The following is a 17,325-nucleotide window of genomic DNA, read 5'->3' as shown; positions in this document are numbered from 1 at the left end:
ACCTTTGGTGGGACTTCCCCCGTAAACGGGGGAAGAATTATAAATTAAGCAACCGCTTTATCTTTTGCCAATTTGTCTAACATTTTTTGGCAAACTAAGACAATACCACCTTTACTGATACGGAAATATTTCGCATCTTCTTCTGGATTTACACCGATTTGTAACCCATCTGGAATGTCACAGTGACGGTCGATTACTGCACGTTTAATTACACAGTTTTTACCAATGTTCACTTGTGGAAGGATCACAGATTGTTCAATAATGGAATCTTCATGGACATGAACACGGCTAAAAAGTACTGAATTACTGATCTCTGCATCGGTAATCACACAGCCACCTGCAATCAATGAGTTATCAAGGGTATGCGCACGAGCCTTTTTATAGAAGAAACGTGCTGGTGCCGTTTGTTGTGGACGACCGTGGATCGGCCAAGATTCGTCATATAAATCTAATTGAGGTTTTTCGCTGACTAAGTCCATATGTGCAGCCCAATAGCTGTCGATTGTTCCCACATCACGCCAGTAGATTGTACCCGTTGTGTTACGACCTTCGCAAGAACGCTCAAATGGGTGAGCATAAATCACACCTTGTTCAACGGCTTTTGGAATAATGTCTTTACCAAAGTCGTGTGAAGTATCTGGGTTGCTGACTTCTTTTTCTAACATTTCATAGAGATAATCTACATCAAACACATAGATACCCATAGAAGCAAGAGATGAGTCTGGTTTGTCTGGCATTGCTGGTGGATCTGACGGTTTTTCCACGAAGGCTTTAACTTTTAATTTTTCATTAACTGCCATCACACCAAATTCCGTTGCTTGTTCACGTGGCACTTCGATACAACCTACGGTACATTTTGCCCCTGAATCAACGTGATCTTCAAGCATACGGTTGTAGTTCATTTTATAGATATGGTCACCCGCAAGAATAATCACATATTTTGGACGATAGTGCGATTTCATCATTTCCATATTTTGATAAACCGCATCAGCTGTACCACGATACCAAGTGTTCTCATCAATTTGTTGACGAGCTGGAAGCATATCAATGTATTGATTACGCTCATAAGGTAAGAATGACCAACCACGTTGTAAGTGGCGGAGCAATGAGTGTGCCGCATACTGGGTAATCACCCCAATTTTTAATAAGTTAGAGTTAATACAGTTAGAGAGAGCAAAGTCAATAATACGACGGCTACCGCCAAAATAAACCGCAGGTTTTGCACGTTTATCGGTTAATTCATAAAGGCGTGAACCACGACCGCCTGCCAAGATCAGCACTAAAGTTTGCGCGGTAAGATTACGTCTGTCTGTAGAGGCTTCCTGTTTTAACATATTGTTATCTCCAAGTAGAGTTGAGGGACATTAATTCCTTTGAAGAACACATACCTCAATATGATTGAGTGTAACCGCAAGCGTATCTGTCATTAGAGTGGTTTCTTTTTCACCTAAAAGTATTTGCCAATCACCCTTAGGTAATAAAAATTGTTGCATTGCTTGTTTAGCATTCACCAAAATAAGCCATTTATCTTCTAATAATATCTGTAATGCTTTGGTAGAATGGTCATGCCAGTCTTTAAACTGTATCACTTGACCATCTGCTCGTAACCATTGTACATCTTCACCCGTCCACCATTTCGTGTCTTGGGAAAGTAGGGGGATCTGTTTGCGAATCGCAATTAATTTTGCAGTATAATCGATCAATTCCTGATCAGCCGAATCCCAATCTATCCAACTGATCTCATTATCTTGGCAGTAGCTATTATTGTTGCCTTGTTGGCTATGTCCCAGTTCATCACCTGCCAATACCATCGGCGTACCGCCTGAGAGTAAGAGTGTTGTTAATAACGCTTTTTTAGCCTGTTTACGTTGTTTTAGGATAATTGGATTATCTGTTTCGCCTTCTACGCCAAAATTGAAGCTAATATTATGTCCATGCCCATCACGATTTTGTTCGCCATTTGCCCAGTTATGTTTTTCGTTATAACTAACAAGATCTTGTAAGGTAAATCCATCGTGTGCAGTAATAAAATTAATGCTATGAAATGGCTGACGGTTATGTGCAAAAATATCGTCACTCCCTGCAAATCGACGTACGAATCCAGCTAAATTGCCATTTTTTTCTAGAAAAAATCGACGCATATCATCACGGAAACGGTCGTTCCATTCTGCAAAGGGTTTGGGGAATGCGCCTAATTGATAACCACTCCAGCCAATATCCCAAGGCTCTGCAATTAACTTAATATGTGCCAATTTTGAATTGCTATAAACAGCTGTAAAAAATGCTGATTTTTCAGAGAATGTTGGTGCTCTACCTAACACGGCACCTAAATCAAAACGGAAACCATCAACGTGACACTCTTTAACCCAATAACAGAGACAATCAATCACCCAGCGTAATACCGCAACATCGGATGATACATTGAGCGTATTGCCACAGCCTGTCCAATTCAAATATTCACTATTATCGGTCAACCAATAGTATGCTTCGTTATCAATACCGCGCTGAGATAACATAGGTCCATCTTTACCTGCTTCCGCCGTATGATTAAAGACCACATCCATAATCACTTCAATTCCTGCTTTGTGAAGTGTTTTAACCAACTGCTTAAACTCGGTTAACGGATCGGCTTTGTTATAAGCTAATTTAGGATCAACCGCAAAATGCCCTAAAACGTTATAACCCCAATAGTTGCATAACCCGATTTTTTGCAAATGCGGTTCATCAATGTGATAGGTAATCGGCAATAATTCCACTGCCGTTACCCCTAAACGTTTCAAATGAGCAATTGACGTTTCGTGGGCTAACCCTGCAAAAGTGCCTGCAATTTCGCTCGGCACTTTAGGATTAAGTTTACTAAACCCTTTAACGTGCGTTTCATAAATAATCGTTTCAGCCCAAGGGGTAAAAGGTTTATAGTCACCTTCCCAATCAAAAGTATCTCGTGCAACCACGACAGATTTTGGAGCTAGGTGAGCATTATCTCTCGGATCATTCCACTGAAACCATTTTACCGCTTCATCGCTGGATAAATCAGGTTGTCCTACAATGCCATTCGCATAAGGATCTACCAGTAATTTATTGGGGTTAAACAGGTCGCCTTTTTCTTCATTTACACACCCTGTTACCCGATAGCCATATTGCGTCCCTGCTTTTAGACCGAGCACAAACAAATGCCAAATTTCATCGGTTTTGATCATCGGTAAACGAATTTCTTTACCGTCGCAAAAAATTGCTAATTCCACACCGCTTGCACGGCGAGAAAACAATGCAAAATTTATGCCTTTTTCTCCATTTATTTCAGTTAATCGGCTACCTAATGGAAATAGTCTGCCTGCAAGATACTTCATATACAGCCTTAGTACTTATTGTAGGGACACACTGCGTGTGTCCGACATCTTAAACAATTATATTATTTGAAATCTTCGCTCCCCCTGTTTACGGGGGGAGCTGGGCGAAGCCCTGAGGGGGGAACAATAATATCCCCCCTTCCGCCTTCGGCACCTTCCCCCGTAAACGGGGGAAGGGAATTTAATCAACTTTTTGTAGCTACTACATAATGTAGAACATTTGAATTATTAGATTTGTAATTAATGGACACACGCAGTGTGTCCCTTGTATATTAAAATTATAGTAAACTAGCAACATAAACCATAACGTTATCCACAGCTTGGGTGTCCCTAGAGCTAAAACTCGTTCTGTAGCGTAGGCGTGGATAACTTCATCAGCAAAACCGAACAGTTGAAATATAAACCCGAATACAAGGCAGGTTACCGATGAACGCTCCGATTTATTGTGGTATTGATGTTGCTAAACGCAATTTCGTGATTGGTTTTTCCCATCAGAAAAAGACCAAAACCGAAACCAATAACGCCAAAGGTATTCAACATACCTTGGACTATTTAAGCCAGTTTAATGTGGCTCTGATAACGCTTGAAGCAACGGGTGGATTAGAAATCCCCGTGGCAAAAGCCCTTGCTCGAGCAGGTTATCGTGTATTTATTGCTAATCCACTGAAAGCCAGTGAGTTTGCAAAATCTCAAACGAGAGCCAAAACCGATGCAAAAGATGCGGTTAATCTCGCTTTCTATGGGCTCACTTGTGAGCTTAAAGGCGAAGTAGAGCATCAGTTGTATGTTCCGCTTTCTGAGCAAGAAGAACAGCTGGAAGCCCTTGTGGTTCGCCGTCGTCAGCTTGTCGATATGCGAGTAGCAGAGCTAAATCGTTTGCAACAAAGCCACGAAACCCAGTTGGACAATATCCAACAACACATTGAAATGCTTGATAAATTAATCGCCGAACTTGATAAAGATATCGACGACCAAAGTAAGCATTTTAGTGATAAAGCTGACCTTATCTCAGACATCAAAGGCGTTGGCAAAAATTGCGTCGCCGTGATGATGTCAAGCCTGCCGGAATTAGGCAAGCTAAGCAGCAAAAGAATTGCCTCACTCGTTGGCGTTATTCCGCATCCACAGGAAAGCGGTCAATGGAAAGGAAAATCCTTTTGCTATGGTGGTCGAGCGATTGTTCGTAATGCCTTATATATGGCAGCACTATCGGCAATTCGCTTTGAACCTGTTTTTAAAGCCTTTTACACCCGATTGGTTGCAAAAGGCAAAGCGAAGAAAGTCGCTATTATGGCGTGTATGCGTAAACTGCTAACCATTATGAATGCGTTGGTTAGACGCAATGAAAAATGGGACGCTACACGCTACTTATCCACAGAATCTGTGGGTCAAAATTGAATAACTTTTTTGTGTGTAAACACAGTTGCTACATTATTTTGCTTTTTTGGCTTTTACTGCTTTGGTTTTTTCCACTTTCGGCTCTTCCGCTTTTTTTACCACTTTTGCAGATTTTTTCGCTTTTTTCACCGCTTGTGGTTTGGCTTCTTTGACGATAAAAATCGTCGCAAGCGGTGGGATAGTGAGCGAAATGGAATAAGGTTTACCGTGCGACTCAATCTCGTCACATTGAATAGTACCGAAATTCCCTAAGTTACTACCCATATAGTAAGCGGAGTCTGAGTTGAGAATTTCTTTATATTTTGCATCTTCGTGAACGCCAAAACGGTAATTATCACGCGGGATCGGGGTAAAGTTACTGACCACAATAATGCTTGCTCCCTCTTTTGCTTTACGTTCAAAGGCAAACACAGACTGCTCTGCATCATCAACCACCAACCACTCAAAGCCAGCAGGATCGTAATCCAACTGATACAGTGCTGGATATTGACGATAAATACGGTTCAAATCACGCACCCAGTTCAACATACCTTTATGCCAACCGCCGTGTTCATCGTTAAGCAAGAACCAATCCAAACTCTCTTGATAATTCCACTCACGCCCTTGAGCAAACTCATTGCCCATAAAGAGCAGTTTTTTACCTGGATAACCCCACATATAACCGTAATATGCTCTTAGGTTTGCAAACTGTTGCCAGCAATCCCCAGGCATTTTACCGAGTAACGAACATTTACCGTGAACAACTTCATCGTGGGAAAGCGGTAACATAAACTTTTCGCTATACTGATAAATCATACCAAAGGTCATTAAATCGTGATGATATTTACGATAAATCGGCTTGGTCTTCATATAGCGTAATGTATCGTTCATCCACCCCATATTCCATTTATAATCAAAGCCTAAGCCGTGATGTTCCGTTGGGTGAGTAATACCCGCAAAAGAAGTGGACTCTTCCGCAATAGTCACACCGCCTTTGCCTTCTTTCGCTAACATATCATTCGTTGAACGTAAGAAATCTAACGCTTCCAAATTCTCACGACCGCCATAGCGATTTGGGATCCACTCGCCATCTTTGCGAGAGTAATCACGATAAATCATTGAGGCAACCGCATCGACGCGCAATGCATCAATACCGAAACGCTCAATCCAATAAAGCGCATTACCCGTCAAATAGTTACGCACTTCGTGACGACCATAATTGAAAATCAAGGTATTCCAATCTTGGTGATAACCTTCTTTTGGATCGGAATGTTCATAGAGATGAGTACCATCAAAATACGCCAGACTATGTTCATCGGTTGGGAAATGCCCTACCACCCAATCTAAAATCACATTAATCCCTGCTTCGTGAGCCTTACTGATTAAGGTGCGTAAACCTTCAGGTGAACCAAAACGACTGGTTGGGGCATAAATTCCTGTTGGTTGATAACCCCAGGAGCCATCAAATGGAAACTCTGTGACTGGCAATAACTCAATATGGGTAAAGCCCATTTCCTTCACATAAGGAATTAGCTCATTCGCAATCTCTTCATAATTTAGCCAATAGTTATTTTCTAAATTACGTCGCCAAGAGCCTAAATGCACTTCATAGACAGAAATCGGCTGATCAGGATCGTTCGCACAACGACGTTTCTCGTCACTCTCAACAATCGCAGGTAAACCAGAAGCAACAGAAGCCGTATCAGGACGGAATTGAGCTGAGAACGCATAAGGGTCTGATTTCAAACGGATTTGTCCATTTCTATCTAAAATTTCAAATTTATAGAGCGTTCCTTTTGGCAAGTTTGGCACAAAAATATCCCAAATACCGCTGTTTGGATGAAAACGCATTGAATGGCGACGACCGTCCCAATAGTTAAAATCACCCACCACAGATACACGGCGAGCATTCGGCGCCCAAAGGCTAAAGTGAATACCGCCAACTTCATTTTGGGTAACAAGATGAGCACCTAATTTTTCATAAGGGCGAACATGGGTTCCTTCAGAAAGCAACCAATTATCTAAATCGGAAAAATGGGACTGGAAACGGTAAGGATCTTCAATATCAATTTCAGTGTGGGCATAACGCACTAACAAGCGGTAGGAAAGGTCAGTTTTTTCACCAACCAAATTCGCAGCAAAGAAGCCACGATCATCAATTTGCTCCATCTGCACAATCGGCTCACTGTTATCATTAATAACTGTTACCTGTTCTGCTTCAGGTAGATAAGCCCGAACAATCACGCCATCATCAACTTGATGAACCCCTAAATAAGCAAAAGGATCTTGGCAACACCCATTCGCAAGCTGCTCTATAAATTGATTATCTTGCTTGAGTGAGGTGGTATTTTTAGTTTTCTCTTTCATTTGCTCTCCTTGGCTAATTTATAACTCGCTGGGAATGATGAAATAAACGTTTGCGTAGCATTCTATTAAAAATAGCTTTACAAAACAATCTCAATTTTTGATATAGATCATAATCTCATAGAGAAAAGCTCCAATGGTTAAAAATCAATAAGTTAAATAAAAATGATAGATTTAAAAAATTTTTCATATGAATAAAAAATTTTCATTTGAAATACAGGGTTTAACTTTGTAAATAAAACGTAAACAAAGATGAATTACTTTATACTAACTCAGCGGTGCGGCACTGCCTAAAAGATAGGGAACGACTTCCATCGCATCAGATAAATGCACAAATAAGTGGCTGGTTTCCACTTTTGCATAAGCACAAACGCCCAGCGTTAGGCTGAGCGTAAATATGGCAAAAAAGCGGTTAAAGCTGTTCAAACAATGATTTACCCAAGTAATCATTTTCATCTTTAACTCCTGCAAAGCACGCAAATAATCCGCTACCGATATGGGTAATGTATTCGTTCATCTTGTCGATGTTGCCAAGGCTGTTTTGAATGGTGATAAACTGTTGCGGATCTTTTTGGAACGAGATAAACAACAAGCCTGCATCAAACTGCCCCGTTTTCGGATCAACACCGCTGGCATAAGAGAAAGAACGTCTTAACATCTGTAACCCTGTCTTTTTCGCCAATAACACATTCACATCTTGGAAGCGATCAGCAATCTCTTTTGCCAATTTCGCATCTTTTTTCTCTAATTTTGCCTTAAAGATCTCATAAATTTTTTCCGCCCCTTCAATGTTGGCTTTGAAATCGTAAAGGTCAGTTTTTGAGAAAATCTCTTCTTCGCCCATTACTTTTGTGGTGGATACTTCATTTAACAAATCCACCGCACCGGTAATCATTAAATCAGGGGTTACTTCCGCCGTTGGAATTTTCGCACGCAATTCTTTCACATCTTTGATCAACTGATCAGCGGTCGCTTCTGTGCCTTTTGTGGTATTTTGCTCCCAAAGTACTTTTTCAATTTTATGGAAACCAGACCAATCTTTCTCGGTTTTTCCTTCTTCGCTTAAATCCGCAAGACGAGTATCAATACGAGGGTCTAAATCGCCAAAACTCTCTGCAATCGGCTCTGAACGCTCAAAGTACATACGTGCAAGCGGATAGATTTGCTTCGCTTTTTGCACATCACCAGCTTTCAAATACCCCACAAATTTCTCGGTATCTGTCACTAATTGATCGATTTGCCCAACGACAAATTCCTTATAAGTTTGGGTTTCTTTCGATAAATCCGTTGCAAAGACTGAACTGGCAACAAATAAACTTAAAATCGCAAGGATGAGAGATTTTAAACGCATAGAAAGCTCCTTTGGTTTGTCTCATTAAGAGAAATAAATAAAACTTATTATCAATAAGAATAAAACTTTCATTTACGTTTTACAATTGAATTTACTACAAAATTAATAAAATTTTAATTTAGCTTAATTTTTAAGCTACAAAACAGTCAAAATAAAAACAGATTCTTTAAAAAGAAAAAAGCCGATCAACTATTTAGATGATCGGCATACAATAATTACATTTAATTTGACGTTACCGTTTCTTCGCAAACTCTTTTTCAAGTTCAGGTAACACTTCTTCACGATACCAACGAGGGTGGTGTTTCTTCGCCCAGCGGACTGTAACCCAACCTTCAACCATTCCTCGAATTGAACCTTTCACCCAGAATGCCATATACATATGCACCATGATGCCAGTGAACAACATAAAGGCACAAGCTGAGTGGAATAAGATCGCAATACGAATTACTGGAATTGAGAAATTATGTGCGAAATATTGACGCCACATAATAATTCCTGTAATCAGCAAGGTGAACATTGCAAGGATCAAAGTCCAGAACAACATTTTTTGACCAAGGTTATATTTGCCGTTGTCGGAAACTGCGTGTTCGTTACCTTTTAATACTTCCACAATGTTGATCAACCATACCCAGTCATTTTTCTCTGGAATATTATGATGCCAGTAAATACGAACCATATTTACGAAAGCAAGGAACATAATAATCCCTGTGAATGGGTGGATCATTCGGGCTAATTGTGGTGTACCTAAAATATCCACTAACCACGCAAAATCAGGGAAGAAGAATGCTAACCCTGATAAGCCAGTTGTGAAGAAGCAGATCACCAGTAACCAGTGGCTCCAACGAGCAGGCAATTTATGGCGAACGATTCGGTAATCGTTAGGGATTTGAATCTTACTCATCTTTGCCTCCTTTATGTTCTTCACCCTGTTCACCGTGGTGTTCTTCGTGTTCGTCAAGATCCTCTGTATTTGGACCGATTGCGATATAGTGTGCAATTTCAGAAAGAACCAAGCCGCCCATTGCCACTGCAGCAACTGGTTTGAGTACGTCTTTCCAAAGGGTGACACTTAAATCAATCTGCGGATCTTTCGGTAAACCTGAGTATAGCTCTGGCTTGTCTGCGTGATGTAACACATACATAACGTGTGTGCCGCCCACGCCTTCTGGGTCGTATAAGCCTGCATTTTCGTAGCCACGAGATTTGAGATCGGCAATGCGTTTAGACGCATATTCTTTCATCTCTTCTTTGCTACCAAAGCGGATTGCACCCGTCGGGCAGGTTTTCACACAAGCTGGCTCTTGTCCCACAGTGACACGATCCACACAGAGTGTACATTTGTACACACGGTGATCTTCAGGGTTCATTCGTGGAATATTAAACGGACAGCCTGCGATACAGTAACCACAGCCGATACATTTGTCTGACTGGAAGTCCACAATACCGTTTGCGTATTGAATGATTGCACCTGGTGATGGGCAAGCCTTCAAACAGCCTGGCTCAGAACAGTGCATACAGCCATCTTTACGGATCAGCCATTCCAAGCGGTCGTTTTCTTCCACTTCGTTAAATCGCATTACCGTCCACGCTTTCGGATTGAGATCCGCAGGGTTGTCATAGACCCCGGTACAAGCTGCGTCCAGGGTTGAACGAATGTCGTTCCACTCTGAACAGCCCACTTGGCAGGCTTTACAGCCGATACAAGTGGTGACATCAATCAATTTCGCCACTTCCACTTGATGGCTACGCGCCTGTGGCGGTGGTGTCAAGAATGAAATTGCAGAGGATTTAATAATATCTTGAGATTGAACTGTACTCATATTATGCCCCCACAATATTCTCAATATTGACTAACATACATTTCGATTCAGGCGTTTGTGTATTCGCATCACCTGCACGAACCGTTAAGTTATTGGCAAAGAAGCCTTTTTTAGCACCTGTTGTTGCCGCAAAGCCCCAGTGGATCGGCACACCGATAGTGTGAATTGGTTTTCCATCTGACACTAATGCACGGATACGTTTAGTCACCACTGCTACCGCTTTAATGTAGCCACGTTTAGAGCTGACTTTCACCATATCGCCGTTATTAATGCCTTTCTCTTTCGCCAACGCCTCTCCGATTTCCACGAATTGTTCCGGTTGAGCAATCACGTTTAAGAGGGCATTTTTCGTCCAGTAGTGGAAATGCTCCGTTAAACGATAAGTGGTCGCAACATAAGGGAACTCTGCTGAAGTACCGAGTTCTTCTTTATCCGTTGGTAAAATACGGGCAACTGGGCTTGAAACCACATTAGGGTGTAATGGGTTTGTGCCGATTGGCGTTTCCATTGGCTCATAGTGTTCTGGGAACGGACCATCAACCATACGCTCACGCACGAATAAACAACTTACCCCTTCAGGTTGCATAATGTATGGCAATGTCGGGCTATCTGGCGGTGCAGCACCAAAGTCGGCAACATCCACATAGTTCCAGTTTTTGCCATTCCATTTAACAAGCTGACGTTTCGGGTTCCACGGTTTACCTGATAAATCCGCAGAGGCACGGTTATAAATAATACGGCGGTTCATTGGCCACGCAAAGCCCCAACCTAGGGTATTACCTAAGTTAGATGGGTCTGAGTTATCGCGGTTTGCCATTTGGTTACCTTTTTCCGTCCATTGACCCGTGTAGATCCAGCACGCACCTGAAGTCGTACCGTCATCACGCATTTGTGCAAAGCTTGAAAGTAGCTGACCTTTTTTCAAGATTAAGTTGCCGTTGGCGTCATATAAATCTTCCAAGGCATAGCCGTTATTCTCTTTTGCCACTTCTTCTGCTTTTGGCTCAAGTGGATTTGCATAATCCCAGCTCATTGCCTCTAACGGCTCAAGCGGTGCTTTTCCGCCTTCTTTATGATAAAGGTGAATTAATTCCGCACGCAATTCAGAGAGAATTTCGCCGTCTGTTTTCGCCTCACCTGGTGGTTCTGCCCCTTTCCAGTGCCATTGTAACCAACGTCCAGAGTTAGCAATTGAGCCATCTTCTTCAACGAAACAAGTGGTTGGCAAGCGGAATACTTCTGTTTGAATTTCTTCGGTTTTCACGTCGTTAAATTCGCCGTAATTTTTCCAGAATTCAGAGGTATCAGTAATAAGCGGGTCGAAAATAACCAAATATTTCAATTTGCTTAATGCTTTCACAATTTTTTGCGAATTTGGATAAGAGGCAATCGGGTTCATACCCTGACAGAAATAACCGGTCACCTTGCCTTGATACATTTCTTCAATGTAACGCATATGATCCATTCCGCCTTTTGGTAATTTAGGCAAGTAATGGTAGCCAAATTCATTATCTTTCGTCGCTTTATCACCATAGAAGGATTTCAGCATACTCACCATAAATTTCGGTGTATTTGCCCAATAGTTCACCTGATCTTTCATCATCTGTTTCGGCGTAATACGTCCTAAGAATTTCTCTAAAGAAGTATCCGCTTCCGTTGGTAATGGAAGATAAGCTGGTAAACGATTTGGGAATAAACCTAAGTCGGTGATACCTTGTACGTTTGAGTGCCCACGCAATGCGTTCACACCGCCACCTGCAACCCCAATGTTACCTAATAACAACTGGATAATTGCCATTGTACGGATATTTTGTGAACCGACTGTATGCTGTGTCCAACCTAACGCATAAAGGAACGTTGCCGCTTTTTCTGGTGCAGCAGTTTTCGCAATTTCTTCACAGAAAATGTGGAAATCTTTTTGTGGTGTACCCGTAATACGTTCAACCATTTCAGGCGTATAACGTGAAACGTGTCCTTTTAGCATATTGATCACACAACGTGGATCTTGCATTGTCATATCACGTTTTGGTTGCCCTTCTTCATCAAATTGATAACCCCAAGTTGAACGGTCGTATTTACGCGTTTCAGGGTCATAACCTGAGAATAAACCGTCTTCAAACTTAAAGTTTTCATTCACTAAGAATGTCGCATTGGTATAGTGTTTAACGTATTCGTGTTGGATCTTATCGTTTTCTAAGAGATAACGAATAACACCCGATAAGAATGCAATGTCAGTACCTGGACGAAGTGGCATATAAATGTCAGCCACAGCAGCAGTACGGTTAAAGCGTGGATCAACCACCATTAACTTCGCACCGTTCTGTTTTTTCGCCTCAATCGCCCAACGGAAGCCAACAGGGTGGGCTTCTGCGGCGTTACCGCCCATTACAATAACGAGATCAGCGTTTTTAATGTCAACCCAGTGGTTAGTCATCGCACCGCGACCAAATGATGGAGCAAGACTTGCTACCGTTGGTCCGTGTCAGATACTCGCTTGGTTGTCAGTAAAAACGATACCGAGAGAACGTACAAATTTTTGAGTAAGAATACCCGTTTCATTACTACACGCAGAGCCTGCTAAGAAACCTGCTGTCATCCAACGGTTTACCGTTTCACCCGCTTCATTTTTCTCAATAAAGTTAGCATCACGGTCATCTTTCATATGGCGAGCAACACGCTCAATTGCTTCGTGCCAAGAAATACGTTTCCACTCTTTTGAGCCTGCTTCACGCACTTCTGGATAACGTACACGGCGATCACTATTTACATAATCTAACGCACCAGCACCTTTCGGACATAACGCCCCACGGCTCACTGGGTGGTCTGGGTCCCCTTCAATATGAATAAGTTTCCCACGACTATTCATTGCTCCATCGCCAAGACTGTATAGCAACATACCACAGCCTACAGCACAATAAGTACAGGTGTTACGAGTTTCTTTTGCTCGTAATAGTTTGTATTCACGAGGTGCGGCTAATGCTGTTGCTGGGGCAAATCCCAACATAGCAGCAGACGTACCTGCCATACCACCTGCACAGATCTTGAAGAATTTTCTTCTACTGACCTGCATAAATCACTCCAAACCGCATTTGCGGTGTTTATTAATAAATAATAAAATTTTGTCTATCTAACAAAATAATTAATGATATTATCCTACTAAACCAACTTAAAAAGCAGCACTATTACGGATTAATTACCATCTATTTGATATAAGCTAAAATTCTGTAAATGATACAATTTTTTAACAAAATAAACTACTTAATAAACAAATTTTTTCGAGGAATAATGTGAAGAAGATCACTAAATTTGATGTAGATCGACTTTTTGTTGAGAATGGTTCTCTACAACAGCAATTTCAACAAGATAATATCATCAGAGAAGTGCCTGTGGCTCTCGTTTATAATGGAATTTCACATACAGTTATGATGTGTACCCCCGACAATTTAGCCGATTTTGCCTTAGGTTTTTCCCTTGCCGAAGGGATTTTAAAACAGAAAAGCGACCTCTACGGCTTAGACATTGTTGAAAGTTGTAACGGCATCGAAATCCAAATGGAAATTTCCACTCGTCAATTCACTCAATTGAAAGAGAAACGTCGTTCAATGGCAGGCAGAACAGGCTGTGGCATCTGTGGGGTTGAACAACTTGAACAAGTCAAACAGAGTTACCAAACTTTTCCACAATCGCACCGCTTGTCAAACATTTCCCCTTTGATTTTAGATGATTGTTTGGCTCAATTAGAACAGGCTCAAACTCTTGCTAAAGAAACAGGAGCAAGCCACGCAGCCGCTTTTTTTAGCCCTGACGGCACACTCTTAGCTATCAGAGAAGATGTAGGGCGACACGTTGCCTTAGATAAACTGTTAGGCTGGTATGCAAAAGAAAATGCCCCACTTGGCTTTGTGTTTGTCACAAGCAGAGCCAGTTTTGAAATGGTACAAAAATGTTTAGCTTGTGGTATTGAAATGCTTTGTGCGATTTCGGCTACCACTGAAATGGCAGTCAATATCGCAAGGGAAAACGACTTTACACTACTCGCTTTTACTCGAAAAGGAAAGGCAACAGTCTATTCGGGGGGTAATCGTTTGTATTTTATTAAATAACCCATAATAACATCCGCATACAAAACATGCGGATGTTATTTTATCTCAAAGAGAAATTAAGCGTTACCGCCAGTGATTTTAGCAACTTCTGCTGCGAAATCTTCTTCAACTTTCTCAATGCCTTCACCTACTTCTAAACGAACGAAGTTAGTTACTGAAGCATTTACTGATTTTAAGTAAGCACCTACAGTTTGTGACGGATCCATAACGAATGGCTGACCTGTTAATGAAACTTCGCCAGTGAATTTCGCCATACGACCTTCAACCATTTTCTCTGCGATTTCTTTTGGTTTACCAGAGTTCATTGCGATTTCAATTTGGATTTCACGCTCTTTAGCAACGACTTCCGCAGAAACATCTTCTGGGTTTACGAAATCAGGTTTAGACGCAGCAACGTGCATTGCAACTTTCTTAAGTTCTTCTTCAGCACCTTGACCAGCTACTAATACACCGATTTTCGCACCGTGTAAGTATTGTGCAATCACTTGACCTTCTAAGTATTGAACACGACGGATGTTCATGTTCTCACCAATTTTAGCTACCAATGCCGCACGTTTTTCTTCAAATTGTGCTTGTAATGCTTCGATTGATGTACCTTTGTTTGCAAGAGCATAATCTGCAACTTCGTTTGCTAAACCAACGAAACCGGCATCTTTTGCTACGAAGTCAGTTTCGCAGTTCATTTCAACTAACACACCGAAACCTGCACCGATACGAGCAAGGATAACACCTTCAGCTGCCACACGACCTGCTTTTTTCGCTGCTTTCGCTTGACCTGATTTACGCATATTGTCGATAGCTAATTCGATATCACCGTTTGCTTCTACTAACGCTTTTTTACATTCCATCATACCAGCGCCAGTACGCTCACGAAGTTCTTTTACTAATGCTGCTGTAATTTCAGCCATTTTTTATTCCTCTCTTAATAGATAAAAAAGCAGGGGTATGTTGCCCCTGCTTCACAATGTTGAATGTGTTTTAAGGGCTTGCCTTAAAGACGATTACTCAGCCGCTTCTTCTGCAACAAATTCAGCAGCAACGGTTTCTTGACCACGACCTTCTTTGATTGCTGCTACTGCTGCATCTAAGTAAAGTTGGATCGCACGCGCTGCGTCATCGTTACCTGGGATAACGTGGTTTACGCCAGCTGGGCTTGCGTTAGTATCAACGATAGCAAATACAGGAATACCTAAGTTATTTGCTTCTTTGATTGCGATATGCTCGTAGTCTGCACCGATAACGAAAATTGCATCAGGAAGACCAGCCATATCTTTGATACCGCCTAAGCTTAATTCAAGTTTAGCCATATCACGAGTACGGTCTAATGCTTCTTTCTTCGTTAATTTGTCGAAAGTACCGTCTTGTGATTGCGCTTCTAAATCTTTTAAGCGTTTGATTGATTGACGAACAGTTTTCCAGTTAGTCAACATACCACCTAACCAACGGTGGTTGACATAGAATTGTTGGCTTTCTACTGCTGCTGCTTTTACTGCGTCAGACGCCGCACGTTTGGTACCAACGAAAAGAATTTTACCGTTGTTGCTTGCAATGCGGGTTAACTCTGCTAATGCATCGTTGAATAATGGTAATGTTTTCTCTAAGTTGATGATATGAACACCGTTACGAGCACCGAAAATGTAAGGTTTCATTTGTGGGTTCCAGTAACGAGTTTGGTGACCGAAGTGAACGCCTGCGTTAAGCATATCGCGCATAGATACTTGTGCCATAAGAATTGTTTCCTTTTTGTTGTTTCTGCTACTGCAGAAGGGTTTTGCCTCCACATATCCTAAGTCATCGACCGTTTCTCTTAATAGAAAAACAGCACCCCGATGTTTAGTTTGTGATATGTGTGTGATTTAGTGAATAAAAAATAAAATGTTTTTGCCTACATTAATCTGTAAGGACAAAAAACGGGCGGATTCTACTTGAATCTGAAGCAAAAAACCAGCACTTTTCAATAAAACATGTACAAGATTTTGAAAATTTATATATTAAGAAATTATTCCAATAGAATAACAACTAGTTTCGTAACATTATGCTATTGTTCCTCACGTTTAAATACCAGTTCGGTTTCTGTTGAAGCCGTTTCCTCAAACCAATAACCGCCGTAATTAAAGTCTTTAAGCTGTTCAATGCTGGTTGGCTGGGTTTGCAACATAAACCGCACCATCATTCCACGAGCTTTTTTCGCATAAAAGCTAATCACTTTGTATTTGCCATTCTTTTCGTCTAAGAAAACGGGTTTGACAATTTTTGCGGTTAATCTCTCCGCTTGCACCGCCCCGAAGTATTCATCGGACGCAAGATTGACTAAGATGTTATCTTCTTGTGCATCAATAGCTTGCTGGAGATGTTGAGTAATGATGTTATCCCAAAAGTGATATAAATCTTTGCCTTTTGGGTTAGCCAATTTCGTTCCCATTTCTAAACGGTACGGCTGCATTAAATCTAAAGGTTTTAATAAGCCATATAGCCCCGATAACATACGCAAATGGCGTTGAGCATAGTCGATTTCAGCATTGGTTAGTGTTTCTGCTTCTAAGCCCGTATAAACATCACCTTTAAAAGCAAATAATGCCGCTTTGGCGTTTTGCTCATTGTGTTCCATTGTCCATTCGGCAAAGCGAGCAACATTTAGGCTTGCCAGTTTGTCGCTAATTGACATCAATGATGCCACTTCTGCAGGGGAAAATTGTTTGCAAATATCAATTAATTGCTGGCTGTAAGCGGTTAGTTCAGGCTGAGAAAATACAAATCCGTCAATTTTAGTTTCAAAATCAAGGGTTTTAGCTGGGGAAATAATGGCAAGCATTTTGACCTCAAATATGTGGCAGGTAACACAGTTGGGACACACTGCGTGTGTCCCAACGGATTATTATAAAAGTAGGGACGCCACGCTTGGCGTCTATTTATATAAGTCACACTTCGTCTTTGTAATGGACGCCAAGCGTGGCGTCCCT

The 17,325-nt window shown here is 41.4% G+C and carries 13 protein-coding genes; 2 read left to right on the top strand and 11 right to left on the bottom strand.

Annotated features, from left to right (window positions below; genetic code table 11):
* Nucleotides 1-44: 44 nt before the first annotated feature.
* On the bottom strand, nt 45-1,334 hold the full coding sequence (gene glgC / locus J1G47_RS05540) for a glucose-1-phosphate adenylyltransferase (RefSeq protein WP_012621657.1): 1,290 nt from the start codon (nt 1,332-1,334) through the stop codon (nt 45-47).
* Nucleotides 1,335-1,364: 30 nt separating this feature from the next.
* Nucleotides 1,365-3,350 (bottom strand): glycogen debranching protein GlgX, encoded by a 1,986-nt coding sequence (gene glgX / locus J1G47_RS05535; protein WP_207326831.1) that lies wholly within the window; start codon nt 3,348-3,350, stop codon nt 1,365-1,367.
* 426 nt (nt 3,351-3,776) lie between these two features.
* On the opposite strand from glgX, the gene J1G47_RS05530 reads away from it, so the two are divergent.
* Nucleotides 3,777-4,748 carry an IS110 family transposase gene (locus tag J1G47_RS05530; RefSeq protein WP_012621529.1) on the top strand — a complete coding sequence of 324 codons (972 nt, stop codon included), beginning with the start codon at nt 3,777-3,779 and terminating at the stop codon, nt 4,746-4,748.
* A gap of 33 nt (nt 4,749-4,781) precedes the next feature.
* Here the strand turns inward: J1G47_RS05530 and glgB are convergent, their stop codons facing one another.
* The 6 genes from glgB to fdnG form a co-directional block, all read right to left on the bottom strand.
* A complete protein-coding gene (glgB, locus tag J1G47_RS05525; protein WP_207326830.1) occupies nt 4,782-7,094 on the bottom strand; it encodes a 1,4-alpha-glucan branching protein GlgB in 2,313 nt (770 codons plus the stop codon).
* A gap of 264 nt (nt 7,095-7,358) precedes the next feature.
* Nucleotides 7,359-7,547 (bottom strand): hypothetical protein, encoded by a 189-nt coding sequence (locus tag J1G47_RS05520; protein WP_010786845.1) that lies wholly within the window; start codon nt 7,545-7,547, stop codon nt 7,359-7,361.
* Complete coding sequence (locus J1G47_RS05510; protein ID WP_234924179.1) at nt 7,504-8,442, bottom strand: EfeM/EfeO family lipoprotein; 939 nt, start codon at nt 8,440-8,442, stop codon at nt 7,504-7,506. Before J1G47_RS05510 ends, J1G47_RS05520 begins: the two co-directional genes overlap by 44 nt.
* A gap of 232 nt (nt 8,443-8,674) precedes the next feature.
* On the bottom strand, nt 8,675-9,343 hold the full coding sequence (locus tag J1G47_RS05505) for a formate dehydrogenase subunit gamma (RefSeq protein WP_021116784.1): 669 nt from the start codon (nt 9,341-9,343) through the stop codon (nt 8,675-8,677).
* A complete protein-coding gene (gene fdxH, locus J1G47_RS05500) occupies nt 9,336-10,262 on the bottom strand; it encodes a formate dehydrogenase subunit beta (protein ID WP_207326829.1) in 927 nt (308 codons plus the stop codon). The genes J1G47_RS05505 and fdxH overlap by 8 nt, the downstream gene beginning before the upstream one ends.
* 1 nt (nt 10,263) lies before the next feature.
* Entirely contained in the window at nt 10,264-13,332 is a 3,069-nt protein-coding gene (fdnG, locus tag J1G47_RS05495; RefSeq protein WP_157833050.1) for a formate dehydrogenase-N subunit alpha, read from the bottom strand.
* A 298-nt stretch (nt 13,333-13,630) separates the two neighbouring features.
* On the opposite strand from fdnG, the gene fdhD reads away from it, so the two are divergent.
* Complete coding sequence (gene fdhD, locus J1G47_RS05485) at nt 13,631-14,365, top strand: formate dehydrogenase accessory sulfurtransferase FdhD (protein ID WP_404856622.1); 735 nt, start codon at nt 13,631-13,633, stop codon at nt 14,363-14,365.
* Nucleotides 14,366-14,421: 56 nt separating this feature from the next.
* Here fdhD and tsf read toward each other — a convergent pair whose 3' ends face one another.
* The 3 genes from tsf to yaaA form a co-directional block, all read right to left on the bottom strand.
* Entirely contained in the window at nt 14,422-15,273 is an 852-nt protein-coding gene (tsf, locus tag J1G47_RS05480; RefSeq protein ID WP_012621652.1) for a translation elongation factor Ts, read from the bottom strand.
* 93 nt (nt 15,274-15,366) lie between these two features.
* Entirely contained in the window at nt 15,367-16,092 is a 726-nt protein-coding gene (gene rpsB / locus J1G47_RS05475; RefSeq protein ID WP_012621651.1) for a 30S ribosomal protein S2, read from the bottom strand.
* Between the two features lie 311 nt (nt 16,093-16,403).
* The gene (yaaA, locus tag J1G47_RS05470) at nt 16,404-17,177 is read right to left on the bottom strand and encodes a peroxide stress protein YaaA (RefSeq protein WP_075592582.1); all 774 of its coding nucleotides are present in this window, start codon (nt 17,175-17,177) and stop codon (nt 16,404-16,406) included.
* Nucleotides 17,178-17,325: the final 148 nt, after the last annotated feature.

Source organism: Glaesserella parasuis (genome assembly GCF_017352235.1).
Lineage (GTDB): Bacteria > Pseudomonadota > Gammaproteobacteria > Enterobacterales > Pasteurellaceae > Glaesserella > Glaesserella parasuis.
Note: the sequence above shows the minus strand (reverse complement) of the source record. Positions and strands in the feature narration are given on the sequence as shown.